The organism is Ancylobacter sonchi (assembly GCF_018390695.1).
Taxonomy (GTDB): domain Bacteria; phylum Pseudomonadota; class Alphaproteobacteria; order Rhizobiales; family Xanthobacteraceae; genus Ancylobacter; species Ancylobacter sonchi.
The window spans coordinates 91,962-117,138 of record NZ_JAHBGF010000013.1 but is presented as its reverse complement, the minus strand read 5'-3'; the positions used below and the strand labels follow the sequence as shown (position 1 = coordinate 117,138).

At 64.9% G+C, this 25,177-nt stretch carries 21 protein-coding genes; 13 read left to right on the top strand and 8 right to left on the bottom strand.

Going from position 1 to position 25,177, the window contains the following annotated elements:
- Positions 1–256 precede the first annotated feature (256 nt).
- The 3 genes from KHC28_RS06675 (at position 257) to KHC28_RS06665 (ending at position 5,040) form a co-directional block, all read left to right on the top strand.
- Positions 257–1,237, top strand: a complete 981-nt coding sequence (locus KHC28_RS06675) for a TAXI family TRAP transporter solute-binding subunit (RefSeq protein WP_214007566.1) — start codon at positions 257–259, stop codon at positions 1,235–1,237.
- A gap of 16 nt (positions 1,238–1,253) precedes the next feature.
- Entirely contained in the window at positions 1,254–3,341 is a 2,088-nt protein-coding gene (locus tag KHC28_RS06670) for a TRAP transporter permease (protein ID WP_214007565.1), read from the top strand.
- A 439-nt stretch (positions 3,342–3,780) separates the two neighbouring features.
- Positions 3,781–5,040, top strand: coding sequence for a hypothetical protein (locus tag KHC28_RS06665; protein ID WP_214007564.1), 1,260 nt, complete (start codon positions 3,781–3,783; stop codon positions 5,038–5,040).
- Here KHC28_RS06665 and KHC28_RS06660 read toward each other — a convergent pair.
- Both KHC28_RS06660 and KHC28_RS06655 read right to left on the bottom strand, forming a co-directional pair.
- Entirely contained in the window at positions 5,037–7,145 is a 2,109-nt protein-coding gene (locus tag KHC28_RS06660; RefSeq protein ID WP_214007563.1) for a DUF3363 domain-containing protein, read from the bottom strand. The two genes, KHC28_RS06665 and KHC28_RS06660, sit on opposite strands and share 4 nt — an antisense overlap.
- A gap of 634 nt (positions 7,146–7,779) precedes the next feature.
- Positions 7,780–7,995, bottom strand: a complete 216-nt coding sequence (locus tag KHC28_RS06655) for a transcriptional regulator (protein WP_214007562.1) — start codon at positions 7,993–7,995, stop codon at positions 7,780–7,782.
- A gap of 156 nt (positions 7,996–8,151) precedes the next feature.
- Between KHC28_RS06655 and KHC28_RS06650 the strand changes: the two genes are divergently transcribed.
- Positions 8,152–8,904: a hypothetical protein gene (locus KHC28_RS06650; protein ID WP_246564431.1), complete on the top strand. Its 753-nt coding sequence runs from the start codon at positions 8,152–8,154 to the stop codon at positions 8,902–8,904.
- A 139-nt stretch (positions 8,905–9,043) separates the two neighbouring features.
- Here the strand turns inward: KHC28_RS06650 and htpG are convergent, their stop codons facing one another.
- Together htpG and KHC28_RS06640 are read right to left on the bottom strand one after the other, a co-directional pair.
- Complete coding sequence (htpG, locus tag KHC28_RS06645; RefSeq protein ID WP_376772617.1) at positions 9,044–10,918, bottom strand: molecular chaperone HtpG; 1,875 nt, start codon at positions 10,916–10,918, stop codon at positions 9,044–9,046.
- A gap of 148 nt (positions 10,919–11,066) precedes the next feature.
- Positions 11,067–11,978 (bottom strand): LysR family transcriptional regulator, encoded by a 912-nt coding sequence (locus KHC28_RS06640; protein WP_214007560.1) that lies wholly within the window; start codon positions 11,976–11,978, stop codon positions 11,067–11,069.
- Between the two features lie 351 nt (positions 11,979–12,329).
- Between KHC28_RS06640 and KHC28_RS06635 the strand changes: the two genes are divergently transcribed.
- From KHC28_RS06635 to KHC28_RS06625, 3 genes are read left to right on the top strand one after another with little or no spacing between them, the layout of a single operon-like run.
- Positions 12,330–13,424 (top strand): serine hydrolase domain-containing protein, encoded by a 1,095-nt coding sequence (locus KHC28_RS06635; RefSeq protein WP_246564429.1) that lies wholly within the window; start codon positions 12,330–12,332, stop codon positions 13,422–13,424.
- Positions 13,425–13,457: 33 nt separating this feature from the next.
- Entirely contained in the window at positions 13,458–14,339 is an 882-nt protein-coding gene (locus tag KHC28_RS06630) for an NmrA family NAD(P)-binding protein (RefSeq protein ID WP_214007559.1), read from the top strand.
- A gap of 35 nt (positions 14,340–14,374) precedes the next feature.
- Positions 14,375–15,202, top strand: a complete 828-nt coding sequence (locus KHC28_RS06625) for an aldo/keto reductase (RefSeq protein WP_214007558.1) — start codon at positions 14,375–14,377, stop codon at positions 15,200–15,202.
- Between the two features lie 95 nt (positions 15,203–15,297).
- Here KHC28_RS06625 and KHC28_RS06620 read toward each other — a convergent pair whose 3' ends face one another.
- The 3 genes from KHC28_RS06620 to KHC28_RS06610 all read right to left on the bottom strand — a co-directional run bounded on the left by KHC28_RS06620 (position 15,298) and on the right by KHC28_RS06610 (position 18,573).
- Positions 15,298–16,683 carry a transposase gene (locus KHC28_RS06620; protein ID WP_214007557.1) on the bottom strand — a complete coding sequence of 462 codons (1,386 nt, stop codon included), beginning with the start codon at positions 16,681–16,683 and terminating at the stop codon, positions 15,298–15,300.
- A gap of 157 nt (positions 16,684–16,840) precedes the next feature.
- Positions 16,841–17,614, bottom strand: coding sequence for an IS110 family RNA-guided transposase (locus KHC28_RS06615; protein ID WP_214007556.1), 774 nt, complete (start codon positions 17,612–17,614; stop codon positions 16,841–16,843).
- Positions 17,615–17,988: 374 nt separating this feature from the next.
- The gene (locus KHC28_RS06610; protein ID WP_214007555.1) at positions 17,989–18,573 is read right to left on the bottom strand and encodes a TetR/AcrR family transcriptional regulator; all 585 of its coding nucleotides are present in this window, start codon (positions 18,571–18,573) and stop codon (positions 17,989–17,991) included.
- Between the two features lie 108 nt (positions 18,574–18,681).
- On the opposite strand from KHC28_RS06610, the gene KHC28_RS06605 reads away from it, so the two are divergent.
- From KHC28_RS06605 to KHC28_RS06580, 6 genes are all read left to right on the top strand, one after another.
- Entirely contained in the window at positions 18,682–19,470 is a 789-nt protein-coding gene (locus KHC28_RS06605; protein ID WP_214007554.1) for an SDR family NAD(P)-dependent oxidoreductase, read from the top strand.
- Positions 19,471–19,527: 57 nt separating this feature from the next.
- A complete protein-coding gene (locus tag KHC28_RS06600) occupies positions 19,528–20,610 on the top strand; it encodes an alkene reductase (RefSeq protein ID WP_214007553.1) in 1,083 nt (360 codons plus the stop codon).
- Between the two features lie 104 nt (positions 20,611–20,714).
- Positions 20,715–21,701: an acrylyl-CoA reductase (NADPH) gene (acuI, locus tag KHC28_RS06595; RefSeq protein WP_214007552.1), complete on the top strand. Its 987-nt coding sequence runs from the start codon at positions 20,715–20,717 to the stop codon at positions 21,699–21,701.
- A gap of 39 nt (positions 21,702–21,740) precedes the next feature.
- On the top strand, positions 21,741–22,742 hold the full coding sequence (locus KHC28_RS06590; RefSeq protein WP_214007551.1) for an NADP-dependent oxidoreductase: 1,002 nt from the start codon (positions 21,741–21,743) through the stop codon (positions 22,740–22,742).
- A gap of 29 nt (positions 22,743–22,771) precedes the next feature.
- Entirely contained in the window at positions 22,772–23,623 is an 852-nt protein-coding gene (locus tag KHC28_RS06585) for an alpha/beta fold hydrolase (protein WP_214007550.1), read from the top strand.
- 204 nt (positions 23,624–23,827) lie between these two features.
- Positions 23,828–24,283, top strand: a complete 456-nt coding sequence (locus KHC28_RS06580; RefSeq protein WP_214007549.1) for a MaoC family dehydratase — start codon at positions 23,828–23,830, stop codon at positions 24,281–24,283.
- Positions 24,284–24,366: 83 nt separating this feature from the next.
- Here KHC28_RS06580 and KHC28_RS06575 read toward each other — a convergent pair whose 3' ends face one another.
- Positions 24,367–25,149: an SDR family NAD(P)-dependent oxidoreductase gene (locus KHC28_RS06575; RefSeq protein WP_214007548.1), complete on the bottom strand. Its 783-nt coding sequence runs from the start codon at positions 25,147–25,149 to the stop codon at positions 24,367–24,369.
- Positions 25,150–25,177 lie beyond the last annotated feature (28 nt).

The following is a 25,177-nucleotide window of genomic DNA, read 5'->3' as shown; positions in this document are numbered from 1 at the left end:
TATGCAAGTTTGCGACCGGGGATGGCAACGGCTTCGACCTCCCGCCCACCGCGAAAACCGGGCCGCCTACGCAAGGTGATTCGTCGGACATTCCCAGTCCGACAGCAAGACCGCCGCACCGGATCGGCCGGATGTGCGTACAGATCGGCTGTTTCCGGGGCGTCCGGCGCAATCTTCATGCGTCTCTTGTCGGCTCCGCAACGAGAGGGCACCATCATTGCTTCGCGATCACCGGCGCCCGTAGCGGAGACGATTCATGAAGTTCTTCGGCAAGTTGAATCTCGTGGCGGCCCTTGCTGGCCTCACCGCGATGACGGGGCTGGCGCTGGCTCAGCAGCCCACCTTCTTCCGCATCGGCACCGGCGGCACGGCGGGCACCTATTATCCGGTCGGCGGCCTGATCGCCAACGCGATCTCGGCGGCCGGCGACAAGGGCGTTCCCGGCCTCGTGGCGACCGCCATCGCCTCCAACGGTTCGGTGGCCAATGTGAACGCCATCCAGTCCGGCGCCGCCGAATCCGGCTTCTCGCAGTCCGACGTCGCTTATTGGGCCTATACCGGCACCGGTCTCTATGACGGCAAGCCGAAGGTCGGGGACCTGCGCATCATCGCCACGCTCTACCCGGAGACCATCCACCTCGTCGCCGCCAAGTCCGCCGGCATCAAGTCGGTGAAGGACCTCAAGGGCAAGCGCGTCGCGCTCGACGAGCCGGGCTCCGGCACGCTGGTGGATGCGCGCATCGTGCTCGGCGCCTACGGGCTGACCGAAAAGGACATCAAGCCGGAATATCTCAAGCCCGGCCCGGCCGGCGACCGGCTGCGCGACGGCGCGCTCGACGCCTTCTTCTTCGTCGGCGGCTACCCGACCGGCGCCATCTCCGAGCTCGCCTCCTCCTCCGGGATCGAGCTGGTACCGATCACCGGGCCGGAAGTCGACAAGCTGCTCGGCGAGTACAAGTTCTTCGCCAGGGACAAGGTGCCGGCCGATACCTATAAGGGCGTCGGCGCGACCGACACCATCTCGGTCAACGCGCAATGGCTCACCAGTGCCAAGCAGCCGGACCAACTCGTCTACGACATCGCCAAGGTGCTGTGGAACGATGCCTCGCGCGCCGCGCTCGACGCCGGCCATGCCAAGGGCAAGCTGATCACCCTGCAAAATGCCACCAACGGCCTCGGCGTCCCGCTGCATCCCGGCGCCGAACGCTTCTACAAGGAAGCCGGCGTGCTGAAATAGCCCCGGCGACCGCGCCATGAGCGTCCGGGAAAACTCCTCCTCTCCGGCTGTCGAAACCGTTCCCGCCGAGACCATCCCGCTCGAATTCGACGAGGCGAAGGTCCGGGAGCTGGAAGAGGCCTATGACCCCGAGATCCGCTTCCGGCCGCTGGCGCCGGGAGCCGGCTATCTGGTCGGCGGGCTGCTGGTCGTCCTGTCGCTGTTCCACTACTACACGGCGGGCTTCGGGCTCTTGCAGGAGACGATGCACCGGGGCATCCACCTGTCCTTCGTGCTCGGCCTGGTCTTCCTGGTGTTCCCGGCGGCGCGGCGCGGCTACACGCAGCCGGCGCGGTCCGGGCTGCTGCGCCCGCTCGGCATCGGGCTGCCGGACTGGGCGCTGGCCATCGCCGCCGTCGTGGCGGTGATGCACATCCCGCTGATCCCGCTGGACGACCTCGCCTTCCGGGTCGGCAACCCGACGACGCTCGACGTCGTGCTCGGCGGCCTGCTCATCCTGGCGCTGCTGGAGGCGACGCGCCGCTCGCTCGGCGTGCCGCTGCCGATCATCGCCATCGTCTTCATGGCCTATGCGCTGTGGGGGCCGCACATGCCGGGCATCCTGGTGCATCCCGGCGCCAGCGTCTCCCAGCTCATCGACCATCTCTACCTGACCACGCAGGGCATTTACGGCGTCGCGCTGGGCGTGGTGGCGACCTATGTGTTTCACTTCGTGCTGTTCGGCGTGTTCGCCACCCGCATCGGCCTCGGCCAATTGTTCCTCGACTGCGCCGCCTGGGTCGCGGGGCGCTATGCCGGCGGCCCGGCCAAAGTGTCGATCTTCGGCTCGGCGCTGTTCGGCATGATCTCCGGCTCCTCGGTTGCCAATACGGTGACGGTCGGCTCCCTCACCATCCCCGCGATGATCCGCCTTGGCTACAAGCGCCACTTCGCCGCCGCGGTGGAGGCGACCGCCTCGACGGGCGGGCAGATCACCCCGCCGATCATGGGCGCCGCCGCGTTCCTGATGATCGAGTTCCTGAACCTGCCCTATACCACGATCATCCTGGCGGCGATCGTGCCGGCCTTCATGCATTTCTTCGGCGTGTTCATCCAGGTGCATTTCGAGGCGAAACGCAACGGCCTGCGCGGCCTCGAGCCGCACGAGATGCCGGACGTGAAGGCGGCGCTGAAGCGCGACTGGCCGACCATCATCCCGCTGGTGGCGCTGATCGGCATCCTGCTCGCCGGCTACACGCCCTATCTCGCCGCCTTCTGGGGCATCACGCTGTGCATCGCCGTCGGCCTGCTCAATCCGCGCAACCGGATGAGCATCGCCGACATCGCCGCCGGATTGCGCGACGGCGCCAAATATGCGCTCGCCGTCGGCGCGGCGGCGGCCACCGTCGGCATCGTGGTCGGCGTGGTGACGCTGACCGGCGTCGGCTTCAAGGTGTCGTTCATCGTCACCTCAACCGCCGCCTCGATGGCGTCCTGGGCCGGCGCGGTGCTGCCGGCCGTGCTGGTGGCGCCGCAGACGCTGACGCTGCTGTTCACACTCCTGATGACCGGCGTGGTCTGCATCCTGATGGGCTGCGGCATCCCCACCACGGCCAACTACATCATCATGGCGACCATCGCCGCGCCGGCGCTCGGCCTGCTCGGCGTCGAGCCGATCGTGGCGCATTTCTTCGTGTTCTATTACGGCGTGCTCGCCGACATCACGCCGCCGGTGGCGCTCGCCGCCTATGCCGCCGCCGGCATGGCCAATGCGGATCCGTTCCGCACCGGCAACACGGCGTTCCGCCTCGGGCTCGGCAAGGTGCTGGTGCCCTTCGTCTTCGTGTTCTCGCCCTCGCTGCTGCTGGTCACCAAGGGGTTCAACTGGCCGGACTTCGTCCTCGCCTTCGCAGGGTGCGTGATCGGCATCACCTGCCTCGGCGCCAGCATATCCGGCTGGCTGCTGACGCGGCTGCAGGCATGGGAGCGGCTCGTGCTGGCGCTCGCCGCCATGCTGCTGGTGGCGCCGGAGCTCTATTCGTCGCTGCTCGGCCTCGCGCTGTTCGTGCCGGTGCTGCTGTTGCAGCGCAGGAGAAAGCCCGAGATTGCTCAGAGCCTGAGCTGATCGCTGCAAAGCGGACATTCTCAGAGGCAGCTTTGGGTCAATTTCGGCCTCAGTCATTCATCGACGATAAGTTCGCTTCTCGTTTTAAAGTCCCCAATAGCGGACCGTCCACAACCGGCCACAATCTAACCTTTCGTTAGCCCGCAGCGAGCTTCCGCTTGCCGCGCGCCCTGACCGTTCTGCTTCTCTCGCTAGCGGAGCAAGCTGCTCGCACTCCGCGTTACGCGATGGCTAGCCCCTGCCGGTCTGCCGCGGCGGGGTCAAGGCCGTAGCCGCGTGAGCGGTGGTGCGAAGCGCCAGCCTTGATGCGGCTGCGGCGGACCGGCCTACTCGTTCTTCGCGAAAGTTCTTTTCTGTGAATGGCGTTGGTCGGCTGGCGGGAGATGTCATCGATCAGCGATAGATTGCGGGCTTCCGTTGACGTCGCTCGCATATCCGCATGATTGCCCATATCACCCGCCGCGAGATGTACGATCTCGTTTGGGCCGAGCCGCTTGAGGCCGTCGCCGGCAAACTCGGCCTTTCGCATTGGCGGTTGAAAGATCTCTGCGTCCAGCATCGCGTGCCGCTGCCGACGGGAGCCTATTGGCGTGACCGAGCGGCCGGCAAGAACCCGAGGCAGACAATCTTTGCCTCCTCGGCCGATCCCGCGGTCGAGCTCATCAGCCTCGATCCGACGAGCCCGTCAGATCCGTTCGTAGAGGAGCGCCTCGAACGGGCGCGCAAGGCAGCGAGCGCGCCTCGCCGGCTCATGAAGCCGCGAGAGCCGAACACACGGACGATCGAGTGCAGCCGGGTGAACAGCCCCCACACTGCCGTATCGCTGACCGCCCATACGCTGCGCCACGCCAAGCCGGATCACGACGGCATCATCGCCATTAGCGGGGAAGGCCTGCTGTCGATGCGGCTGGGAGCCGGTTCGATCGAGAGGGCGATCTTCATTCTCGACAGCATCGCGCGCGGGATGGAGGCGCGGGAAATTTCCTGCACCCTCGCGGGCAAGCACGTCGAAGTTCGCCGGGGCGTCGACAAGGTGCCCTTCATCCTGGCGGAGACGATAAAGCGCCGAAAGCACGATCCGACGGTCGATGAGTTGAAGGCGGAGGAACGCTATCGGCGCTCGGCCCGCTACCGTGATTGGGATTTCGCCTACGAACGCCAATATCCCGAGTTCGATTTCATCCCGAGCGGTGAGCTGACGATCTCCATTGAAGCCTGGAGCATGGACCAGCGCCGTCGCAACTGGCGGGACAACACTCGTGCGACCCTAGAGGCCCAACTCAACTCCATCATCGAGGAACTCCACGGCTGGATCGACTACCGGCGCGATGACCGTCTCAAAGACGAGCGCAATGTACGTCTACGCCGCCGCGCGGAGGAGAACCGGAAGCGGACGGAGGCGCGCACGAAGCGCGAAACGGAGCGCGACGAACTGCTCGACGAGATTGTCGAGATGGGCCGCAGGGCTGACCAGCTGCGCTCGTGGATCGTCTGGGCGGAGGGGATCGAGGACACCGAGACGCAGCGCATGCTGGACTGGTCTCGCCAGCGCCTCAGCGAACTGGAGCGTGCGCTCGATCCCGCCTCGTTTGGCGATTGGCTGCGTGAACGCACGCTGTTCCCGGAAGTCGACCCCTTCTCTCCGCTGCCGGCCGATCCTGATCTGGAGACACCGCCGCCGCAGGAAAGCTCGATCTAAAGCCCAAGTCCCCGATTGCGGCCAAGGCTCCACTCGACCCCGCCGTCGCGGGAGACACCGGAGATGTGCCGGCCGATCTGCTTCTCCAGCACGGGCTGCCAAGGCACGAGCTGGAAGCCGAGACCGTCGTCCATCATGGCGAAACGCCCGCTGACCAGATTGACCGAGCCGGCGAGCCGGCCGGACACATAGTCGCCCGGTTGGCTCGGAGCGTAGGCCAGGCCGCGCTCCGCCGCTATGGCACGTCCGACCCGATCGACTTCGACCGCCTCAAGCCGGGCGAGGATGTCGCGCGGCGCACGGATATTGCCGTTCTCCAGCCGCACGGCATGCCCTTGATCGACGAGGCTCTGACGGCGACGCTCCAGAGCGTCGTTCACCTCGCGGCCGAAGCCCGCGTCGGAAAGCTCGGTGCGTTGGCGTGAGGCCAGTTCCCGATCGAGCCAGGTGGCGCCATCGCTGGCAACCTGCTGGTCGAGATCGAAGGCGGAGAGCGTGCGCACCGCAAAGTCCTTCCGCTCGGTTCGCGCATCATGGGCGATGCCGCGCTCGGGAAGATCGTCCGGGATCTTCCAGTGATCCGCATCGATGCGCTCGATATGGCCCGCGCGGCGTAGCGATTCCAGCCGGCGCACATGAGCGCGAATGAAGGCATCCGGATCGCCGCGCTGCTGCTCGATCGCCGGGCGCGCCAGCTCCAGATGCTCGCTCGGCCGATATATGCCGCCGCTCCTCTCGGCCATGGAGGCGATGTTGAGGTCCGCAGGTCGTGGGGCTGATCTCGTCGGCAGCGGGTCGAGCGCGACGATGTGGCCGCGCTTGATGTCGTCCAGCCGGGAGGCGTCGCTGGTCTCGACATGATGGGTGCGTCCGTCCACCCCATCGATGACCAGATAGAACCGCTCGCCCATCTCAGCTCCGGCCAGTCCCTTGTCGAGCACGCGTCCGACGAGGGCATGGGAGATGCGATTGCCATGGGTGACGTATTGTTCGGCGCCGCGCTCGTCAGCGAGCCCGTGATCGGTCAGCGCGCGGTGCATGGTGCGCAGAATGTCCTCGCGCTCGCCCAGTGCCAGGAGCGTGCGCTCCGCTCCCTCGGCAATGCTCCAGCGTCCGGGCTCGATCTCCTCCGCGATACCGAAGTTCTCCAGCCGCTTCACCCGGTCGATGAGGAAATGCCGGTTGGTCCGTACGAGGTAGCTCTCGCCAGCGTCCGGCCGCAGATCAAGGACACCATGGTCCCGCTGCTCGGCGATCATCATCCGGTCCAGTCGGGTGAGGCGGTCGGCGTCCACCTCATGGCGCAGCTTGTTCTGCAGCTCGACCTCGGTCTGCGGGCCGAGCTCCAGCGTCATCAGCTCGCTCGCCCGATGGCGGATGCCATGGGCGATGTAGTCGCCGGCGATGTTGAGGATACGGCCATCATCCAGCACGCCACGCACGAGGATGTGGCTGTGCGGGTGGCCCGTATTGTGATGATCAACGGCGATCCAGTCGAGCTTGGTCCCGAGGTCACTCTCCATCTGCCGCATCAGGTCACGGGTGAAGCGCTTCAGGTCGCCGAGCTCGGCGGCATCCTCCGGTGCGACGATGAAGCGGAACTGGTGGCGATCCTCACCGCTCCGCTCCACGAAGACCTTGGCGTCGACTTCGTCACCAACCGCCGAGTAGGCGCGGCCCTTCTCGCCGTCGCGGGTGACGCCGTCACGTTCGAGGTAGCGCAGATGAGCCCCGACCGCGCCAACCGAGACGGCGCCGCGCATCTTCGGGGCCCGCGCGCTCTTCCCATTTCCGGCAAGCCTCACCACCCGCGCCTTGACCACGACGCGGCGAGAACGGAACCGGCCGGACGAACCGCTCTGCCATCCACCACTGTCGCGCGGCAGCGACGCCATCACCTTGGCGCCGCGCCCCCGCGCATTGAACCGGCCGCTGCCGCCCCCTTCCCAGGCAACTCCACCACTCGACCGCGCCCCGCCACCGGCATGGCGCGTGGCAATCAGCGCCTGCTGGACGAACGGTAGCTCGTGCGTCTTCAGCCGCGTGTCACGGCTTCGCGGGCGGCCCGGCGTGATGCGGAAATCATCGTCGTCGCGGCGTGTCATGATCGCAGGTTTGGCCGCGCAATCGCTTCCTGCAAGGTGAAATTCAATCGATCAAAGTATAGCGTGGAAACGTCGTCTCTGGCGCAGGCCTGGCGGAGCGCACATTGCGCATGCGCGCGAAAACTAGAAATCTATCAATAGTTTGAACGATCAGGGTGCAAACTAGCACCTTTCAAAAAGCCACTAAGATCCGTTTTCCGGCACGGAAAACAACGTGCAGACAACGCACTAAGGGCACCGCCCGCGCGGATTTAAAATCCGCTTTATCTTGCCATCAATCCCCTATGCTTTATCTCTGGCCATCAATCCCCTATGCTTTATCTCTGGCTAAAATAAGCAAAAAATACATGCCAAATATACTATGAAGCTGGAACCGATCAACGTCAGCTACTGCCCAGGTCAACCTATGACGCGCTAACGCCGCCTCAGCTGCTGCAGCCAGCCTGGTAGGGGCGAATATTGATGCCGCGAGTTTGCGGTCAAATGCCGATTAGGCCGCAGTCGCGCTGCTGTCGAACCTCAATCGAAGATGCGAACGAGTGTCCGCTCCCGTGCTGAAACATTGCAACAAAACTGCCGTCGAGCTGCGTTGAGCCCGCAGCTTCTTCACGCGTCAGCTGCAGCCAACGCATCCTTATTCGGACGCTGATGGTTTGCGGAAGCGCACGCCGACACCGCCGCCGTTCTCTGGAATGAATTCGATGCCGGCGGCTTCGAGAGCGTCCCGCATCGCTGAAACGGTTGAAGAACGAAGCTGTTCACCGCGTTCGAAACGCACGATCGTCTGCGTGGAAATAGAAGCCTCGCGAGCGAGATCGAGCACTCCCCACGTCAACGCCGCGCGCGCCATCCTGCACTGCGCCGGGGTCACGAAGTCACCATAATATGGTGATTTTTATTGTTCATCGATCTACAGAAGTGTACCTTTGGTGACTCATGACGGCCGAACGCGTGTTTGCACCACGCGCCCGGCCTGACCACACCCAAGCTGAGTGGAGCTCGGATCATGGCTGATTCTGAGATTAGCACGAGTCTGTCCAGACCATCCCGGAGGGACGTTCTCTCTGCCGCCCTGATGACGATCGGCGGCACCTCCTTCAACAATTCCGCTGCAGCTGCGCCGCAGGATGGCGGCGCAGCGGATGCGGCTGTCCTTGCATGGGAGGCGTGGCGCGCCGCGCATCGGCGCACGCTTGCTCTGTGCCGGAAACAGCAGCGAATGGAATCCGAACTGGCGCGGACGATCGGTTTTCCGCAGGCGGTCCTTACTGTAGCCGAGCTGCCGTCGCCGATTCGGATCGGCTCGTTGCGGCAGCTCGATGAGCTTACGGTCGATCTGCCATCGCTTTGCACACGGCGCGTCGAAGTCGCGGAGGCGCTGCGCGCACATCAGCAGCGCTGGGACGACGCGGATCACGCTATCGGCTATTCCGTCACCCGGCAGGAAGAGACGGCGGCATCCGCCGATGAAGAGCGCTTGATCGCGAGGCTCTTTGCGGCAGACGCCACGTCTCTGCGCGGTCTTTCAGCAAAGCTCGACGTGCTCATTGCCGTCGGCGCTGATGGCGCAGAAGGGCGGCAGTTTCCCTGGCCGGAACTCCGGCGCATTCGCAGGGATATCGGGAGCTTGATGCAGTTGCACCGACACAGGGCAGCCGGCTTCACTGCTTCACGCACTACACGCGTTTCTAACGCAGAAAGTAGGGATGCGGACGTTCGATCGTCCGTTACGCAGCAATGGCGCGTTAGCTCCGGTTGATCAAGGAGCGCACGCCACTTCCCACGCCGCCGCTCAGGTGCTGTTCGAGATTCTCTGCATGTCGGTCACCGCGATGAAGGCACGGCAGGCCTGAGCGAGTACCGGCGGCGGCACGCGCGGCCGCCGGCCAACCCTTGCTTCACGCCCCGAAGCTGCGCGTCACCAGTCGGGTCATGCGCTCCGAGAACGCCTTCGCGTCGCCCGGCCGGTCGCCATCGAGCACGCGCGCGGTATCGAGCAGGAGATGCGCGACATCCGCGCGTGAAGCGTCGTCAGAATGGCCGGCAAGGCCGACAATCATCGCGTGCTTCGGGTTGATCTCAAGGATCGGCTTTGCCGCACTGCCGAGGCGACCGGAAGCGGCGAGGAAGCGCTCATATTGCCGGTCTGGCCCGCTCTCGCTGGCCACAAGGCACACCGCACTATCGGTGAGGCGGTCGGAGGCGCGCACATCGGCCACCTCGTCGCCGAGCACGTCCTTCATAGCGGCGATCAGCGCGACGACCTCCTCGCCCGCCTCACTGGAAGGCGCAGCCTCGGCGTTGAGCAGCGGGATCAGCCCGAGATCGGCGGCGCCCTGCGTGATCGACTTGAACGGCTTGCCCTCATAGTCGATCCCGCTCGCCACCCAGAACGCATCTACCGGATCGGCCAGCAGCAGCACCTCGATGCCACGCGCACGGAAACCTTCGAGATGCGGCGAGTTGGCGATCCGCGCGGCGTCGTCGCCGGCGATGTAATAGATCGCGGTCTGGTTCTCCTTCAGCCCCGCCGCGTAATCCTTGAGGCTGCGCGTGCCTTCGCCCGAAGCCGTGGTCTTGAAGCGCGCGAGGTTCAGCAACTGCTCGCGGCGCTCGAAGTCCTCATAGAGGCCCTCCTTCATCACCGCACCGAAATTCTCCCACACCTTGCCGAACGCCTCGGCGTCCGATTCCGCGAGCTTCGACAGCTCGGAGATCACCCGGTTGGTGACGCCTTTCTTGATGGCGCCGAGCAGCGGGCTGTCCTGAATCATCTCGCGCGAGACGTTGAGCGGCAGGTCGGCGCTATCCACCACGCCGCGCACGACGCGCAGATAGCGCGGTAGAAGCTCGGCATCGTCGGTAATGAAGACGCGCTTCACATAGAGCTTGATGCGGCCCTTGCGGTCGGCGTCGAATAGGTCGAACGGTCGCGCGCCCGGCACGAAGGCGAGCGCGGTGTATTCGTGCCGGCCCTCGGCGCGGAAATGCACGGTGAGCGCTGGCTCGTCATACTGGCCGGCGACGCTGCGGTAGAAGTCGGTATATTCCTGCGAGGTGATCTCGGACTTGGAACGCGTCCACAGCGCCGCTCCATCCGAAAGCGAGGTGGCCTCCTCGCCGGGCTTCTCGACGAAGCTGATCGGCACAGGCACATGGCCGGACTGCTCCTTGACGATGCGCTCCAGCGTCCAGCGCTCGGCATAGGATTTGGCTTCCTCGGTCAGGTGCAGCACCACACTTGTGCCGCGCGCCGGAGCGTCTTCCAGCGCGACCGGCGAGACCGAGAACTCGCCCTTGCCGTCAGAGGCCCACTGCCACGCCTCGTCGCTGCCGGCGCGGCGGCTGATCACCTCGACCTGTGAGGCCACCATGAAGGCCGAGTAGAAGCCGACGCCGAACTGGCCGATCAGTTGGGCGCCTTCCTTGCCCTCAGCCTGCGCGATGCGGTCGACGAAATTGCGAGTGCCGGAGCGGGCGATGGTGCCGAGCGCCTCGATCATCTCGTCGCGGCTCATGCCGATGCCATTGTCGGCGATGGTGAGCGTGGCAGCCTCGGGATCGGCGGAGATGGTGATGCCGAGCTCGGCGTCGCCGCCGAGCAGTTCCGGGCTGGTGATCGCCTCGTAGCGAAGCTTCTCGCAGGCGTCCGCCGCGTTAGAGACCAACTCGCGCAGGAACACATCGCGGTCGGAATAGACCGAATGCACCATCATGTGCAGCAAGCGGGAAACATCGGCCTCGAAAGGGCGGTTTTCGCTGGTCTCGATCATCATAGGATCCCGTCGCGTCGATGAAAAGTCCGGCGCGACAGATGGCAAGGAAGTCCGCGGCTTTCAAGATGACGAGTGCAACGTTCACCTAGCGCCAACTCTGGACATTCGACGCGCGCCGACAATCCGACATTCACACCGCCCTGGTTCACGCCACCCCGGCGTCCAGCGCGATCTCCCGTACGAAGTCCAGAAAGGCCCGGACTTTTGCCGGCGGCAGGTGACGCGAGGGATGATAGGCGTAGAGCGGATAAAGCTCATCCGACCACTCCGGCAGAACCTGCACGAGGTCGCCGCGTGACAGAAAGGGCGCGAGACCGACCGCGAGGCTCTGGAAGATCCCCTGGCCCGCCACACACGCGGATATTGCGACAGAGGGGTCGTCCAGCATTAGGCGGCTGGAGACCTTGACCTCGACGAACTCACCGTCGCGGTTAAATTCCCAAGGGAAGGGCAGACCGGTCTGCGGATCGCGAAACAGCAGCGCCTCGTGATGGGCGAGGTCGTGCGGCGAGTGCGGCTCCCCGTGCCGCTCCAGATAGTCGGGGGCGGCCACCGTCACCACGTGGGTCTCCAGCAGCTTGCGGGCGATCAGAGAGGATGCATCCGGCGGCCCGAAGCGCACGGCCACGTCGAAGCCCGCCATCATCTCCTCGCGATAATTGCTGGTGGAGACATCCACCGACAGCTGGGGATGGCGCTGCAGAAACGTCTGCAGCTTTGACGCCAGCATCATGCGCGCGAACCACGGGTCCACCGAGACACGCAGCCGTCCGCGCACCACCGCTGCGGCACCGGCGGCCTCGGACGCGGCCTCCTCCAATCCGGCAAGCAGTGGCACCACCTGCGCGTGGAAGCGTCGCCCCTCTTCCGTCAGGCTGACTTCGCGCGGGTTGCGGTCGAACAGCCGCACGCCGACCCGGGCCTCCAGCCGCGCGACGGCCCGGCTCACCCCGGAAGACGTCAGGCCCAGCATTTCGGCGGCGCGGGCAAAATTGCCCGCCTCGGTGACCGCGGCCATGACGCCCACTCCGGTCAGAAGTCGCGTGTCGAACACCATGCCTCGCGCGCTCCGTCGTCGGCCAAGAGTGAACCTCAGTCAGCATAGCACTGATAGTAATGCGCGTGAGTCACCCGGCGGCACGGCGTAGAACCGCTTCATCGCAACACCATCGCGGGCGAGCAGCCAAAGGCCGCGTTCTTGCGATCCCCGAAAGGAGCCGGTGATGAACCCGATGACTCGCAGAACCATTCTCCAGCGCGGCGGCTTGCTGGGCGGACTTCTGGCGCTCGACGCCGTCCGCCCGGCTTTTGCCGCGACGCGACCTGCCGCCTCCCTGCCGAGCGCGAGCGCATCGATGCCGCCCTGCGGGGCGGTGTCTCCCGCAACGATGTTGCCGGCGTCGTCGCCATGGCAGCGACGCGCAAGGGCCTCGTCTACGAGGGCACCTTTGGCACATCGAACGCCGCAACCGGAGCGCCGATGACGGTCGACACCGTGTTCTGGCTGTTGTCGATGACCAAGGCCTTCACCGCGACGGCCTGCATGCAGCTGGTCGAGCAGGGGCGTATCAATCTCGATGACGAAGCGTCGAAATACCTGCCGGAACTGGCCGTGCCCCAGGTCCTCGAGGGTTATGCCGCTGACGGCACGCCGCGCCTTCGCCCCGCCAAGCGGGCGATCACCGTGCGCCACCTGCTGACCCACACCTCCGGCTTCACCTATTCGATCTGGAGCGAAGCGCTGACCCGCTACCAGCAGGTCACCGGCATGCCGGACATCGCCACCTGCAAGAACGCCGCCTTCACCGCGCCGCTGGAATTCGATCCCGGCGAGCGCTGGGAATATGGCATCAGCCTGGACTGGGTCGGCAAGCTCGTCGAGGCGGTCTCCGACCAGTCGCTGGAGGTGTATTTCCGCGAGAACATCTTCGACCCGCTCGGCATGAAGGATTCCGGCTTCCTGATCGGAAGTGCGCAGAAGAAGCGCGTCGCGACCTTCCACAGCCGCGGCACCGATGGCGGGCTGGAGCCCGGTCCGTTCGAGATGCCGCAGCGGCCGGAATTCTTCATGGGCGGCGGCGGCGCCTTCTCGACCCCGCGCGACTACATGGCCTTCCTGGAGGCGCTGCTGAACGGCGGCGCAGTGGGCGGCGTGCGCATCCTGCGGCCCGAGACGGTGGCGCTGATGATGCTAAACCAGATTGGCGAGCTGAACGTTCACGAGATGCGCTCGGCGCAGCCGGGCTACTCCCGCAGCTTCGACCAGTTTCCCGGCCAGCCGCACAAATGGGGCCTGTCGTTCGACATCAACACTGAGCCAGGCCCGAACGGGCGTTCGGCCGGCAGCGTCTCCTGGGCCGGCCTGCTCAATTGCTATTTCTGGATCGACCCGGTGAAGCACGTCACCGGCGCACTCTTCACGCAGGTCCTGCCGTTTTACGACGAGCGGGTGGTCGCCCTCTACGGCGCCTTCGAGCGCGAACTCTATGCCGGCCTCGCCTGAGCCGCGCGATCCCAATGCCACTGGAGAACCACCATGTATGCCATCACCGGAATCACCGGCAAGGTCGGCGGCGCACTGGCGCGCAGCTTGCTCGCCGAGCAGCTGCCCGTACGGGCCGTGCTGCGCGACGAAGCCAAGGCGGCCGAGTGGCGCGCCAGAGGTTGCGCCGTCGCCATCGCCGAAATGAATGACGCGACAAGCCTTGCCGCCGCCTTTAGGGATGCGGAGGGCGTCTTCATCCTGCCGCCGTCGGAATTCGACCCGGAGCCCGGCTTTCCCGAAGCCTGTCGCGTCATAGAGGCGGTGACGCAAGCTCTTACAGAGGCTCGCCCCACCAAAATCGTCTGCCTGTCGACCATCGGCGCCGACGCGCCGCATGAGAACCTGCTGACCCAGCGCACGCTGCTGGAGGAGGCGGTGGCCGCACTCGGCCTGCCGGTCACCTTCCTGCGACCCGGCTGGTTCATGGAAAATGCGCAGTGGGATATCCCCGCCGCGCGCGATGAAGGCGTGCTGCGCAGCTTCCTGCAGCCCGCCGACAAGCCCTTCCCGATGATCGCGACGCAGGACGTCGGCCGCACCGCCGCCAGCCTGCTGCGCGAGGACTGGAGTGGAACGCGCGTCGTCGAGCTCGAGGGTCCCGCCCGCGTCTCCCCGAACGATATTGCCCACGCCTTCGCTGTTGCGCTCGGGCGCCCTGTCTCGGTCGAGATCGTGCCGCGCGAGACATGGGAGAGCCTCTTTCGCGCGCAGGGCACCCGCAACCCGGAGCCTCGAGTCCGTATGATCGACGGCTTCAATGAAGGCTGGATCGACTTCGCCGATCAGGGCCGCGCGGCGCGGAAGGGGTCCATCAAGATTGAAAGCGTCATCGCCGAGATGGTGGCAGCCGGTCGCGGAAAGTCTGCAGCCTGAGCCGCCGGCTCCGCAGGCACCTATAGGAGAAGATCATGGAAACCATCACCACGCAGGGCGTCGCCATCCCCCGTCTCGGTTTCGGCACGTTCCGCATGCCCGGCGCCGACGCCCAGCCTGTGGTCGAAAGCGCCATCGCGCTCGGCTACCGGCATATCGACACGGCGGCGATGTATGAGAACGAGACTGCCGTCGGCGCCGCCATCGCAAGTGTCGGCGTCGCGCGGGACGAACTCTTTGTCACCACCAAGGTCTGGCACGACCAGCTCGCACCGGAGGCGCTGCATCGCGCGTTCGACGCCAGCCTGCGCAAGCTCAGTCTCGATCATGTCGACCTCTACATGATCCATTGGCCCTCGCGGGACATGGACATGGCGGCGACGTTGGACGCGCTGATGTCGCTGCGCGAGCGTCGCCTGACGCGGGCGATCGGCGTGTGCAACTTCAACCTGCCGATGCTTCGTCGTGCCGTGGAGGAGATTGGCGCGCCGATCGCGAGCGTGCAGCTGGAATATCACCCGTTCCTATCGCAGGCGCCGATGCTGGCCTACCTCCGGCAGAAGGGCATTCCACTGACCGCCTATGCACCACTGGCGCAGGGGCGGGCAGCGAATGATCCGACGCTGGCCGCGCTCGGCGCCAAGCATGGCCGCAGCGCCGCGCAGATGGCGATAGCCTGGCTGCTGGACCAGCCGGGGGTCGCGGTCATCCCCAAGGCCGCCCGTGCCGAGAGCCAGCGAGCCAATCTCGATGCCCTCACTATCCGCCTCGACGCAGAGGACCGCGCCGCCATTGCCGCGCTCCCGAAGGACCAGCGTTTCGTGCGCCCGCCCTTCGCGCCAGATTGGGACGCGACGGCGTAGGCGACCCATGGACGGGAAGCGCCGATGTCGTTGAAAAAGTCGGTGCTGGAAGGCGGTGACATCACCGCTCGCGTCGGGCGTGCAACCTCTCCTTCTCAGGCTCCCGTGGCTTGCGTCCCATTCGGGAGGAGCTTGGCGAGCTTCCTGAGGTTCTGGGCTGCGGCGGCGAGGTGGAACTCGTCGCGAGCACCGTTCGGGCCGCGTAATCGCAGCCGATCGAGCTTCAGGATGCGTTTGAGATGGGCGAAGAGCATTTCGACCTTCTTGCGCTGCCGTCGTGAGGTGACATAGGCGTCGGTGGCGGCGATGTCCCGTGCCATATCGCGGGCGCCCTCGTGGATCGAGCGTGGGATCTTGCGAGCGGGCGTATTGGGACAGCACCGGGGCTTCAACGAGCAGGCGTCGCAGTCCAGCTTGCTGGCGCGGTAGCGCATCATGCCGTCATCATCGACCAGCGGCCGCGGCGTTCGATAGGCCTTCTGTCGCTGCCGCAACAGCTTGCCGGCAGGACAGACATAGGCGTCGGTATTGCGATCATAGGTGAAGTCGGACCGGCTGAAGGAGCCGTCCTGGCGCTCGGATTTGTCGAACACCGGGATGTGGGGCTCGATCCCGCGCTCGTGGACCAGCCAGGCGAGGTTCTCCGCGCAGCCGTAGGCACTGTCGGCGGCGAGGCGTGCAGGCCAGAGGTCGAACCGGTCCTGCGTACGTTTGATCATGGTACGGGCCGCCCCGACCTCGGCTTGCCGGATGGCGCGGCAAGCTTCGACATCGACGATGACGGCGTGGTCGAGATCGATCAGATAATTCGTGGCATAGGCGAAGAAGGCATGTCCCTTCAGGGCTCCAGTCCATTGTGCCGCTGGATCGGACCTTGAGACGAACTTCGGCTTCACCTCGCTGGCCGCACCCCAGGCCGCCTCGTCGAGCGTGTCGAGATATTCCCGAACCGAGCGGCGGCTTTCGGCGAGGGTGTTCCACTCGACCTCCTCCGAGCCCTCGGCGGAGCGCTGCTTGTTCGCATCCGCCTTGATCAGGCTGGCATCGACGGCGAAACCTTCACCACCCACCAGGCCTTCCTCGATGCAGCGCCGGACCGTGGCCTCGAACAACTCGCGCAGCAGATCGCTATCGCGGAAGCGGCCGTGCCGGTTCTTCGAGAAAGTTGAGTGATCGGGAACTGATCCTTCGAGGCCGAGCCGGCAGAACCAGCGATAAGCGAGGTTGAGATGCACCTCCTCGCACAGCCGCCGCTCCGAACGGATGCCGAAGCAATAGCCGACGAGCAGCATCCGGATCATCAGTTCCGGGTCGACGGAAGGACGGCCCATGTCGCTGTAGAAAGGCCGCAGATGCGCACGAATGCCAGACAAATCGACGAACCGGTCGATCGCCCGGATCAAGTGACTGACCGGCACGTGGCGTTCGAGGCTGAACTCGTAGAACAGCGCCTCCTGCGCCATCGCCCGCTCGCCCATCATCAGCTTCGCCCTCTATCGCCAAGGACGACTGAATCAGGACTTCACCCCCGCAGCAATGCCGAGTTTTTCAACGGTATCCGCCAGAAGCAGAAATTCGCTCCTAACACAACGAATGGCCGGTTTGGGGCCGATAGCAGATCGTCCGCTATTGGCGACTTCAACCGGGAAGCGGACGTGTCAGCCCGAAGTGAGCTCCGACCGTGCGAGAGCTCTTGAAGCGGGCAGGATCGTCCACGGCAGCCTTGAAGCTCAGGGCGGTGATCTCACCAACGCCCGGCACGGTCATGAAGCGCCGACAGATCGCGTCTTCGCGCGCAGCCCGCTTCACCCGCCGATCAAGCTCGGTGAAGGTCTCGAAGAGCATCGCCCGCGCCTCCAGCATTGGCAGGAGCGCATGGCTGAGCGCAGGGTCGGTCTCGATCGTCTCGCGAACAGCGACATCGAAAGCGCCGCGGGATAGCCGGATAGGCAGGACGACGCCGAAGATCCGCAGCAGGCCGCGGATCTCGTTCTCGAGGTCGATGCACTTGCGCTGCATCACCTTGCGGCTGGTCAGCAGCGCTCGCATGTGGTGGCTCTCGACGCTCTTCACATGCACCCGGCTGTACCACCCCGATCGGAGAATCTGGGCGATGCCACGGGCGTCGTGCTTGTCCGTCTTGTTCCGCATGGCCGAAAGCGCAGCCGCGACCTGACGCGCTTCCATGCAGACGACGTCGTAGCCAGCCTCCGTCAGTCCGTACGTGATGGGCTGTGTCAGCGCACCGGCCTCAAACCCGACCTGGTGGATGGGTTGATCGAACCCCGCGAGGCAAAGAAGGACATCGGGAACGTCGGAGCGCACCGAGCGCTCAAGGCAAATCTTCCCGTCATGGTCGATGATGCAGATCGCCACCGAGCGCAGCGACACGTCCAACGCAGCGTAGAACATCGCTAATTCCTCCCTCTTGGATCTGCCAAGATCCTAACGGGAGCTTGAACCCTCGCGGGTCCGCCCGATTACGCATGCTTTTGGGCCGCGGTCGTCACCAGATCAATGACCGAGATGATGGCGCAAAGGTGCCGACGTGCCCCACCTCGCTAATGTCCGTGTGTGGACGCCCTGTTGGATGCAAGAGGTTTTTGAGGCATGTTGCGCGGGTTCAGGTGCTTCCGTGTGTCCGGCCTGTTGATGCAGCCATCATCACGGCTGCTGGCCTGTATGGAGATCGCGGATCGAGTCCAGATCGCTTTTTGGGCGAACGACTTACCGTCGATAACCCGATATTCCCGCCGATTCCACGCTAACGCTTAATGCCCGCATATTCATGCCGCGCGGCCCTTCTGCGCCGGGCTGGGTTTGTCGGGCGCCTTTCTGTCGTCGATCCAGGCCCGAGTCTCGGACAAGAGTTCGTCCGACAACGCGGGGCTATCGATCGATCGGGCGAGGATGAGCGCGCCGACCATTGCCGACCAACTGCCGATGGCCGCCCGGCGGCGCTTGGCGAGATCCTCACCCGGCATGATGTCTGTGAGAGTGGCGATCTGCGCGGCGAGGACCTGGGCCATGGACGCGCGTGCCGCGGGGGCCTGTTGCCGCATGAAGCCCGCTAGGGCGGCCATCGGGCAGCCCAGATCCGGATGCTCACGGTGGGGGTCCGAGAGATAGATGTCGATCCAGGCGCTGAGATCGTCGATCACGGACTGGCTGCCGACGGCATGCGCGATGGTCTGGGCGACCAGATCGTCCTTCGACTGGAAGTGCCCGTAGAAGCCGCCATGGGTCATCCCGGCAGCCTTCATCACCTCGGCGACGCTCACGGCATCGAAACCCTTCTCGCGGAACAGGCGTCCTGCCTCAGTCAGGATGCGACTGCGGTTCTGCGCCTTCTGATCCTGGCTCACTTTCATTCCCGGGGTCTCCGTTCGGCATTGACATTTTGATGACGATGATCATATTTACGCCCATTGATGATGATTGTCATGAATATAGTTTCGATGCCGCGAAAGGGCAATGCCATGACCGCCAAACCGTCCGTCCTCATTACCGGCGCCTCCACCGGCATCGGTGCGGCCTATGCCGAGCGCTTCGCGCGGCGCGGCCACGATCTGGTGCTGGTCGCCCGTAACACCGGGCGCATGGAAGCCCTGGCGGACCGGCTGCGTCAGGAGACGGGTGTGTCGGTCGACATCATCAAGGCCGATCTTACGCAGCCCGCCGATCTGGCGGCGGTGGAGACGAGGCTGCGCGACGACGCGCGCATCGGGATCCTGATCAACAATGCCGGAACCGCCATCGGCGGCAGCTTCATCGAGCAGAGCACCGATACCGTTGCGCAACTGCTGGCGCTCAACACCACCGCGGTCTTGCGGCTGGCCAGCGCCATCACTCCGCGACTTGCAAAGGCCGGCGAAGGCGCGATCGTCAATATCGGCTCCGTGGTCGGTCTGGCGCCGGAGTTCGGCATGAGCGTCTACGGTGCGACCAAGGCCTTCGTTCTGTTCCTGTCGCAGGGGCTCAGCCTCGAACTCGGCCCGAAGGGCGTCTACGTCCAGGCCGTGCTTCCCGCCACGACGCGGACGGAGATCTGGGACCATGTCGGCGCCGACCTCAGCACGTTCTCCGGTGTGATGGAGATAGGCGACTTGGTCGATGCGGCGCTGGTGGGCTTCGACCGCCGCGAACCCGTCACCATCCCGCCGCTTCCCGATGCCGGGCAGTGGGACGCGCTTCAGGCCGCGCGCCAGGCCATGCTGCCGAACTACCGGAACGCACTTCCCGCCGAGCGCTACCGCGCGGGCGTCTGAGCCGTCGCGCAGCCACTCCGGTGATCGAACGAAACAGCCTCACGAGAGAAACGCGACATGTCCACCCCCTCGCTCTTCGAGCCGTACAAACTCGGCCCGCTAAATCTGTTTAACCGCATCGTCATGGCGCCGCTGACCCGGAACCGTGCCGGCTCTGACCTCGTGCCGAGCCCGTTTGCGGCAGACTATTATGCCCAGCGCGCCAGCGCCGGGCTCATCATCACCGAGGCCACCCAAGTCTCGAAGCAGGCTCAAGGCTATCAGAACACGCCCGGGATCTACACGCCCGAGCAGATCGCAGGCTGGCGCCCGGTGACCGATGCGGTTCATGCCAAGGGCGGTCGCATCTTCGTCCAGCTCTGGCATGTCGGCCGCGTTAGCCATGTCGATCTTCATGGCGGTGAAGCCCCGGTCGCGCCCTCGGCGATCCGCGCCGAGACCAAGACATTCGTGAACAACGGATTTGCCGATGTGTCTGAGCCGCGCGCGCTGGATCTGGAGGAGATTCCGGGCATCGTCGAGGATTTCCGTAAGGCCGCCGCCAATGCGATCGAGGCCGGTTTCGACGGGGTCGAGGTGCACGGCGCGAACGGCTATCTGCTCGACCAGTTCCTGCGCGAAACCGCCAATGTCCGCACCGACGCCTATGGCGGTTCGATCGAGAACCGCGCCCGGCTGCTGATCGACGTGACCGCTACGGTGGTAAGCGAGATCGGCGCGCAGCGCACGGGCGTCCGCCTCTCACCAGCGTCGCCGGCAAGCGGCATCGTCCCGTCGAAAGACGAGCAACCGCAGTTCAACCATGTCGTGGAAGCTCTCGATCGGCTCGGCATCGCCTACATTCACGTGGTCGAGGGCGCGACAAGCGGGCCGCGCGATGCAAGGCCGTTCGATTTCGATGCACTGCGCAAGAAGTTCCGCAATACCTACATCGCCAACAACGGCTATGATCTTGAGCTGGCCAAGTCCCGCCTTGCCGAGGGCAAAGCCGACCTGTTCGCCTTCGGCCACAATTTCATCGCCAATCCCGATCTGGTCGAACGGCTGAAAAGCGGCGCCCCGCTCGCCCCGCTCAATCCGGCCACGCTCTATGGCGGCGGCGCGCAGGGCTACACCGATTATCCCACGGTTTCCGGCTGACGCGACCATCGGCCGAACAGGCGGTCGTCAAACCCATCAACCCGATCCATGCCTTCCGCATCCGCATGTGCGCGGTGATCGGCAACCCAAAGGAGGATAGCGCAATGACTTTCAGAGCACTTGTAGCCACGCGAGAGAATGAAGCGCTCTCGACGAAGGTGACCGACTTCGACGACGCCGATCTGATGCCAGGCGATGTCACGGTCAGGGTCGATTATTCGACCGTGAACTACAAGGACGCGGGCGCGCTGAGCGGCCGGATCGACGTCGTCAAGCAGTTTCCGCTGATCCCGGGCATCGATCTGGCCGGTACGGTGGAAGCCTCGTCCCATCCAGGCATCGCGGTGGGTGACAAGGTCGTCGCGAATAGTTGGGGCCTCAGCCAGACCCACCACGGCGGCTATGCTCAGAAGGCGCGGCTGAGCGGGGACTGGCTGGTCAAGATCCCGGCGCCCTTTTCTACAAAGGACGTCATGGCAATCGGCACGGCCGGTTACACAGCCATGCTGTGCGTACTGGCCCTCGAACATGGCGGCATCACGCCCGATCGCGGCGATATCATCGTCACGGGTGCCAATGGCGGGGTCGGTTCGATTGCGATCGCGCTCCTCTCCGGTCTTGGCTACCGCGTGGCCGCCTCGACCGGCCGTCTCGAAGAAGCTGACTATCTGCGTGACCTCGGTGCGGCCGACATCATCGATCGCCGCACGCTTTCGGAGCCGGGAAAGCCGATCGCGGGCGAACGCTGGGCCGGTGCGGTGGACTCCGTGGGTAGCCATACGCTGGCGAATGTGCTGGCCCAGACCCGATATCGGGGCGTCGTGACGGCGTGCGGTCTGGCCCAGGGCCTCGATCTTCCCGCGACCGTCCTGCCCTTCATCCTGCGCAATGTCACGCTTGCCGGCATCGATTCCGTCAACGCGCCGCAGGATGTCCGCATCGAGGCGTGGTCGCGCCTGGCCCGTGATCTCGATCTCAACAAGCTCGCCCGCACGACGACGGTGGTCGGCCTCGCCGACGTGCCCGATATCGCGAGACGCGTCCTTGCGGGCCAGATCCGGGGGCGCACCGTCGTCGACGTCAACGCCTGAGGATTCCGTGAGGATTCTCGAACCGATGAGAGAGACAGCATGAAGGCCTTCATCCTCGACCGCTACAGCAAGAAACAGGCGCTGCGTCTCGGCGACATGCCCGAACCCGTGCCCGGTCCCGACGACGTGCTGGTCGAGGTCGAGGCCGCCGGACTCAACCAGCTCGATTCCAAGATCAGGGACGGCGCGTTCAAGCCGATCCTGCCCTACAAGCCGCCGCTCGTGCTCGGCCATGATCTGGCCGGGACCGTCGTCAAGGTCGGCGCAAATGTGCGGCGCTTCAAGCCGGGCGATGCCGTCTATGCGCGACCGCGCGACGGACAGATCGGCACCTTCGCCGAACGCATCGCCGTCAAGGAAGCCGATCTCGCGCTCAAGCCTGCCAATCTGTCGATGGCGGAGGCCGCATCGATCCCGCTGGTCGGACTGACCGCCTGGCAAGTGCTGATCGAGCGCGCGCAGATCAAGCCGGGACAGAAGGTCCTGATCCATGCCGGATCGGGCGGGGTCGGCACCTTCGCCATCCAGCTCGCCAAGCATCTCGGCGCGACCGTCGCGACGACGGCGAGCGCCGCCAATGCCGCGATGGTGAAAGAACTGGGGGCGGATGTCGTCATCGACTATCGCAGCCAGAAATTCGAGGAAGAGCTGTCAGGCTACGACGTCGTCCTCAATAGTCTGGACGCGGCCACGCTGGAAAAATCGCTGAAGGTCCTGAAGACTGGCGGCAAGCTGATCTCCATCTCCGGTCCGCCCGATCCCGCCTTCGCGCGCGCCCAGGGCTTGAATGTGGTGCTTCGGTTTGTGGTACGCCTCTTGAGCGCGGATATCCGGCGCAAGGCGAAGCGCGCGGGTGTCGGCTATTCCTTCCTCTTCATGCGCGCTGACGGGAGACAGCTCGAGCGGATCACGAAGCTGATCGAAGACGGCACGATCCGTCCGGTCATGGATCGCACATTCCCGTTCGAGAAGCTGAACGACGCGTTCGCCTACATCGACACCGGTCGCGCCAAGGGGAAGGTCGTCGTCACACAGAGGTGACGCGATATCCCGAAACGAGGACTTCGATCATGGCCACTTACACCCGCAGCGCAGACTGGAAGACGACGCCCACCCGTCACGTTGAGGCTGCCGGCACGCGCTTCGCCTATCGTCGTCCCGGGCCTGACGCCGGCGTACCGGTGGTGTTGCTCAATCACTGGGGCGCGAACCTCGACAATTTCGATCCCCCCATCGTCGAGGGTCTGGCGGCCGATCGGCCTGTCTATGCACTCGACTATCGCGGCATCGGCACATCCGGCGGCACGGCGCCGCTCAGCGTGGCCGAGATGGCGAACGACACGATCGCAACGATCCGCGCGCTGGGACTGACATCGGTCGACCTGATTGGCTTTTCGCTTGGCGGCTTCGTCGCGCAGCAGATCCTGTTCGAAGCGCCCGATCTCGTCCGTCGTGCCATCCTTGCCGGCACGGGTCCGGCAGGTGGGACCGGGATCGAACGGGTGGGCGCCGTATCGTGGCCGCTCATCATCAAAGGCCTGCTCACCTTCCGCGATCCCAAATTCTATCTCTTCTTCACATCAAGCGCGGCAGGCAGACATGCCGCCTCTGAATTCCTTGCTCGATTGAAGGAGCGGACGAGGGATCGTGACAAGGCGGTTTCGCTAACAGCCTTCCTGCGCCAGTTGAAGGCGATCAAGGCCTGGGGCCAACAGGCGTCGCAGCCGCTGGAGTCCATCCGCACGCCCGTCCTCGTGGCGAACGGCGATCATGACATCATGGTGCCGAGCGAGAACTCGTCGGACCTGGCGCGCCGCATCCCCGGAGCCGAGCTCGTCCTTTACCCCGACGCCGGGCATGGCGGCATCTTCCAGTACAACGAGGCCTTCCTGACGAAGGCAAAGGTCTTCCTGGCTGCCTGACAGGTGAGGCTCGATCCAACAGGGATACACATGATGAACGATATGACGCTCGGCCGGACCGGCCGTTTACGGCTTCTTCGCCATGGGTTTTGCCCTCTATTTCACATCCCAGGGCGCCGGGCCGCTGGCTGCTGCGGGCCGGAGCCGACGTCACCTATCTCCTGATCGACCCCATGACGACGTAAACGGAAGAGGAAAGCGGCGATGTCCCTGCGCTATCTGGAGGACTTTGCAGTGGGTCAGACCTTCACGGCCGGACCAGTGCGGATCGAGGAGAGTGAGATCAAGCAGTTCGCCGGCGCGTTCGACCCCCAGCCGTTCCATCTCGACAGCACAGCGGCGCAGAGCAGTTTCTTCCGTGGACTGGCGGCCAGCGGCTGGCACACTGCCGCAATCACCATGCGCTTGCTGGTGGAGAGCGAATTGAAGCCTGCCGGCGGGATTATCGGCGCCGGATTCGACGAACTGCGGTGGCCGCGCGCTGTCCGGCCAGATGATGAACTGCGGATCGAAGCCGAAATCCTTGAAGTTCGACCGTCGAAGTCGAAACCGGATCAGGGCATGATCAAGGTCCGGACCACAACGCTGAACCAGAATAACGATCCAGTGCAGATTTCAGTCGGCAACCTTGTCGTGCTTCGGATGCGACCTGCTGAGTAACCAGCCGCATGTTCGCTGCGGTGTCGCCGAGTCGTCAGCTTCCATATCTGATCACGTAAGCCATCCAGCCCATGGGTCAGGGATCAGAAGCTCTCCGACCACGGCCGTAAATCCAGCTCCTGCGTCCAGGCGCTGCGATGCTGATGGTGCAGGGTCCAGTAGGCGTCGGCGATCGCGTCGATGTTCAGAAGACCATCCGGGCCACGCCTGTCCTGCAATTCCGGGCGCTTCGACAGCAGGCGCTCGCCGGCGATTCCCCCGTCGATCACCACATGCGCGACATGCACCCCCCAAGGGCCAAATTCGCGCGCAAGGGACTGGGAGAGGTTGCGAAGCGCGCCCTTCGCGGCGCTGAACGGCGCGTAATTCGCCTTGCCCCGGAGGCTGCCGCTCGCACCCGTGAAGATGAGGCTCGGCCCATGGTTGAAGGGTTGATCGCGGTTCTGGCGGGCGAGGAGCGCGGGCAAGGCTGCGCGCGCCAGATGGTATGCTCCCAGCGCATGTTCGCGCCAATGCGCCTCGAATTCCTCCTGCGCCAACTCGAGGAACGGCGCGGGGCGATTGCTGCCGGCGTTGTGGACGGCGACCGCGAGCGGCGCCTGCTCCTCGGCGGCGGCGACGAAGCGCTTCACATCTTCCTGGTTCGCCACATCGCCTGATGTCGCGCGGACGGTGATGCCATCGGCGTCCAACCGGGATCGGGTCGCTTCCAGCTTCTCGGCATTGCGTCCGGCGAGCACGACAGGATAGCCCTCCCTGCCAAACCGGCGCGCGATGGCCGCCCCAAGGCCTTGGACGGACCCGACACCGGCAATCAGGATGCTTCCGCGAATTGCCGCATCCCCTGGTTCCGAACTGGATATCATCTCGCTTTCCTTCTTCACCCGAGGGCAG

Bases quoted from the DNA above. Each gene is read 5' to 3' on its own strand.
- KHC28_RS06620 (WP_214007557.1), bottom strand. From the start codon at position 16,683: ATGATGGGCGAGCGGGCGATGGCGCAGGAGGCGCTGTTCTACGAGTTC.
- KHC28_RS06650 (WP_246564431.1), top strand. From the start codon at position 8,152: ATGGCTGATTCTGAGATTAGCACGAGTCTGTCCAGACCATCCCGGAGG.
- KHC28_RS06600 (WP_214007553.1), top strand. From the start codon at position 19,528: ATGTCCACCCCCTCGCTCTTCGAGCCGTACAAACTCGGCCCGCTAAAT.
- KHC28_RS06635 (WP_246564429.1), top strand. From the start codon at position 12,330: ATGGCAGCGACGCGCAAGGGCCTCGTCTACGAGGGCACCTTTGGCACA.
- htpG (WP_376772617.1), bottom strand. From the start codon at position 10,918: ATGATCGAGACCAGCGAAAACCGCCCTTTCGAGGCCGATGTTTCCCGC.
- KHC28_RS06630 (WP_214007559.1), top strand. From the start codon at position 13,458: ATGTATGCCATCACCGGAATCACCGGCAAGGTCGGCGGCGCACTGGCG.
- KHC28_RS06580 (WP_214007549.1), top strand. From the start codon at position 23,828: ATGTCCCTGCGCTATCTGGAGGACTTTGCAGTGGGTCAGACCTTCACG.
- KHC28_RS06660 (WP_214007563.1), bottom strand. From the start codon at position 7,145: ATGACACGCCGCGACGACGATGATTTCCGCATCACGCCGGGCCGCCCG.
- KHC28_RS06655 (WP_214007562.1), bottom strand. From the start codon at position 7,995: ATGGCGCGCGCGGCGTTGACGTGGGGAGTGCTCGATCTCGCTCGCGAG.
- KHC28_RS06605 (WP_214007554.1), top strand. From the start codon at position 18,682: ATGACCGCCAAACCGTCCGTCCTCATTACCGGCGCCTCCACCGGCATC.
- KHC28_RS06590 (WP_214007551.1), top strand. From the start codon at position 21,741: ATGAAGGCCTTCATCCTCGACCGCTACAGCAAGAAACAGGCGCTGCGT.
- KHC28_RS06665 (WP_214007564.1), top strand. From the start codon at position 3,781: ATGATTGCCCATATCACCCGCCGCGAGATGTACGATCTCGTTTGGGCC.
- KHC28_RS06575 (WP_214007548.1), bottom strand. From the start codon at position 25,149: ATGATATCCAGTTCGGAACCAGGGGATGCGGCAATTCGCGGAAGCATC.
- KHC28_RS06640 (WP_214007560.1), bottom strand. From the start codon at position 11,978: ATGGTGTTCGACACGCGACTTCTGACCGGAGTGGGCGTCATGGCCGCG.
- KHC28_RS06615 (WP_214007556.1), bottom strand. From the start codon at position 17,614: ATGTTCTACGCTGCGTTGGACGTGTCGCTGCGCTCGGTGGCGATCTGC.
- KHC28_RS06675 (WP_214007566.1), top strand. From the start codon at position 257: ATGAAGTTCTTCGGCAAGTTGAATCTCGTGGCGGCCCTTGCTGGCCTC.
- KHC28_RS06610 (WP_214007555.1), bottom strand. From the start codon at position 18,573: ATGAAAGTGAGCCAGGATCAGAAGGCGCAGAACCGCAGTCGCATCCTG.
- KHC28_RS06670 (WP_214007565.1), top strand. From the start codon at position 1,254: ATGAGCGTCCGGGAAAACTCCTCCTCTCCGGCTGTCGAAACCGTTCCC.
- acuI (WP_214007552.1), top strand. From the start codon at position 20,715: ATGACTTTCAGAGCACTTGTAGCCACGCGAGAGAATGAAGCGCTCTCG.
- KHC28_RS06585 (WP_214007550.1), top strand. From the start codon at position 22,772: ATGGCCACTTACACCCGCAGCGCAGACTGGAAGACGACGCCCACCCGT.
- KHC28_RS06625 (WP_214007558.1), top strand. From the start codon at position 14,375: ATGGAAACCATCACCACGCAGGGCGTCGCCATCCCCCGTCTCGGTTTC.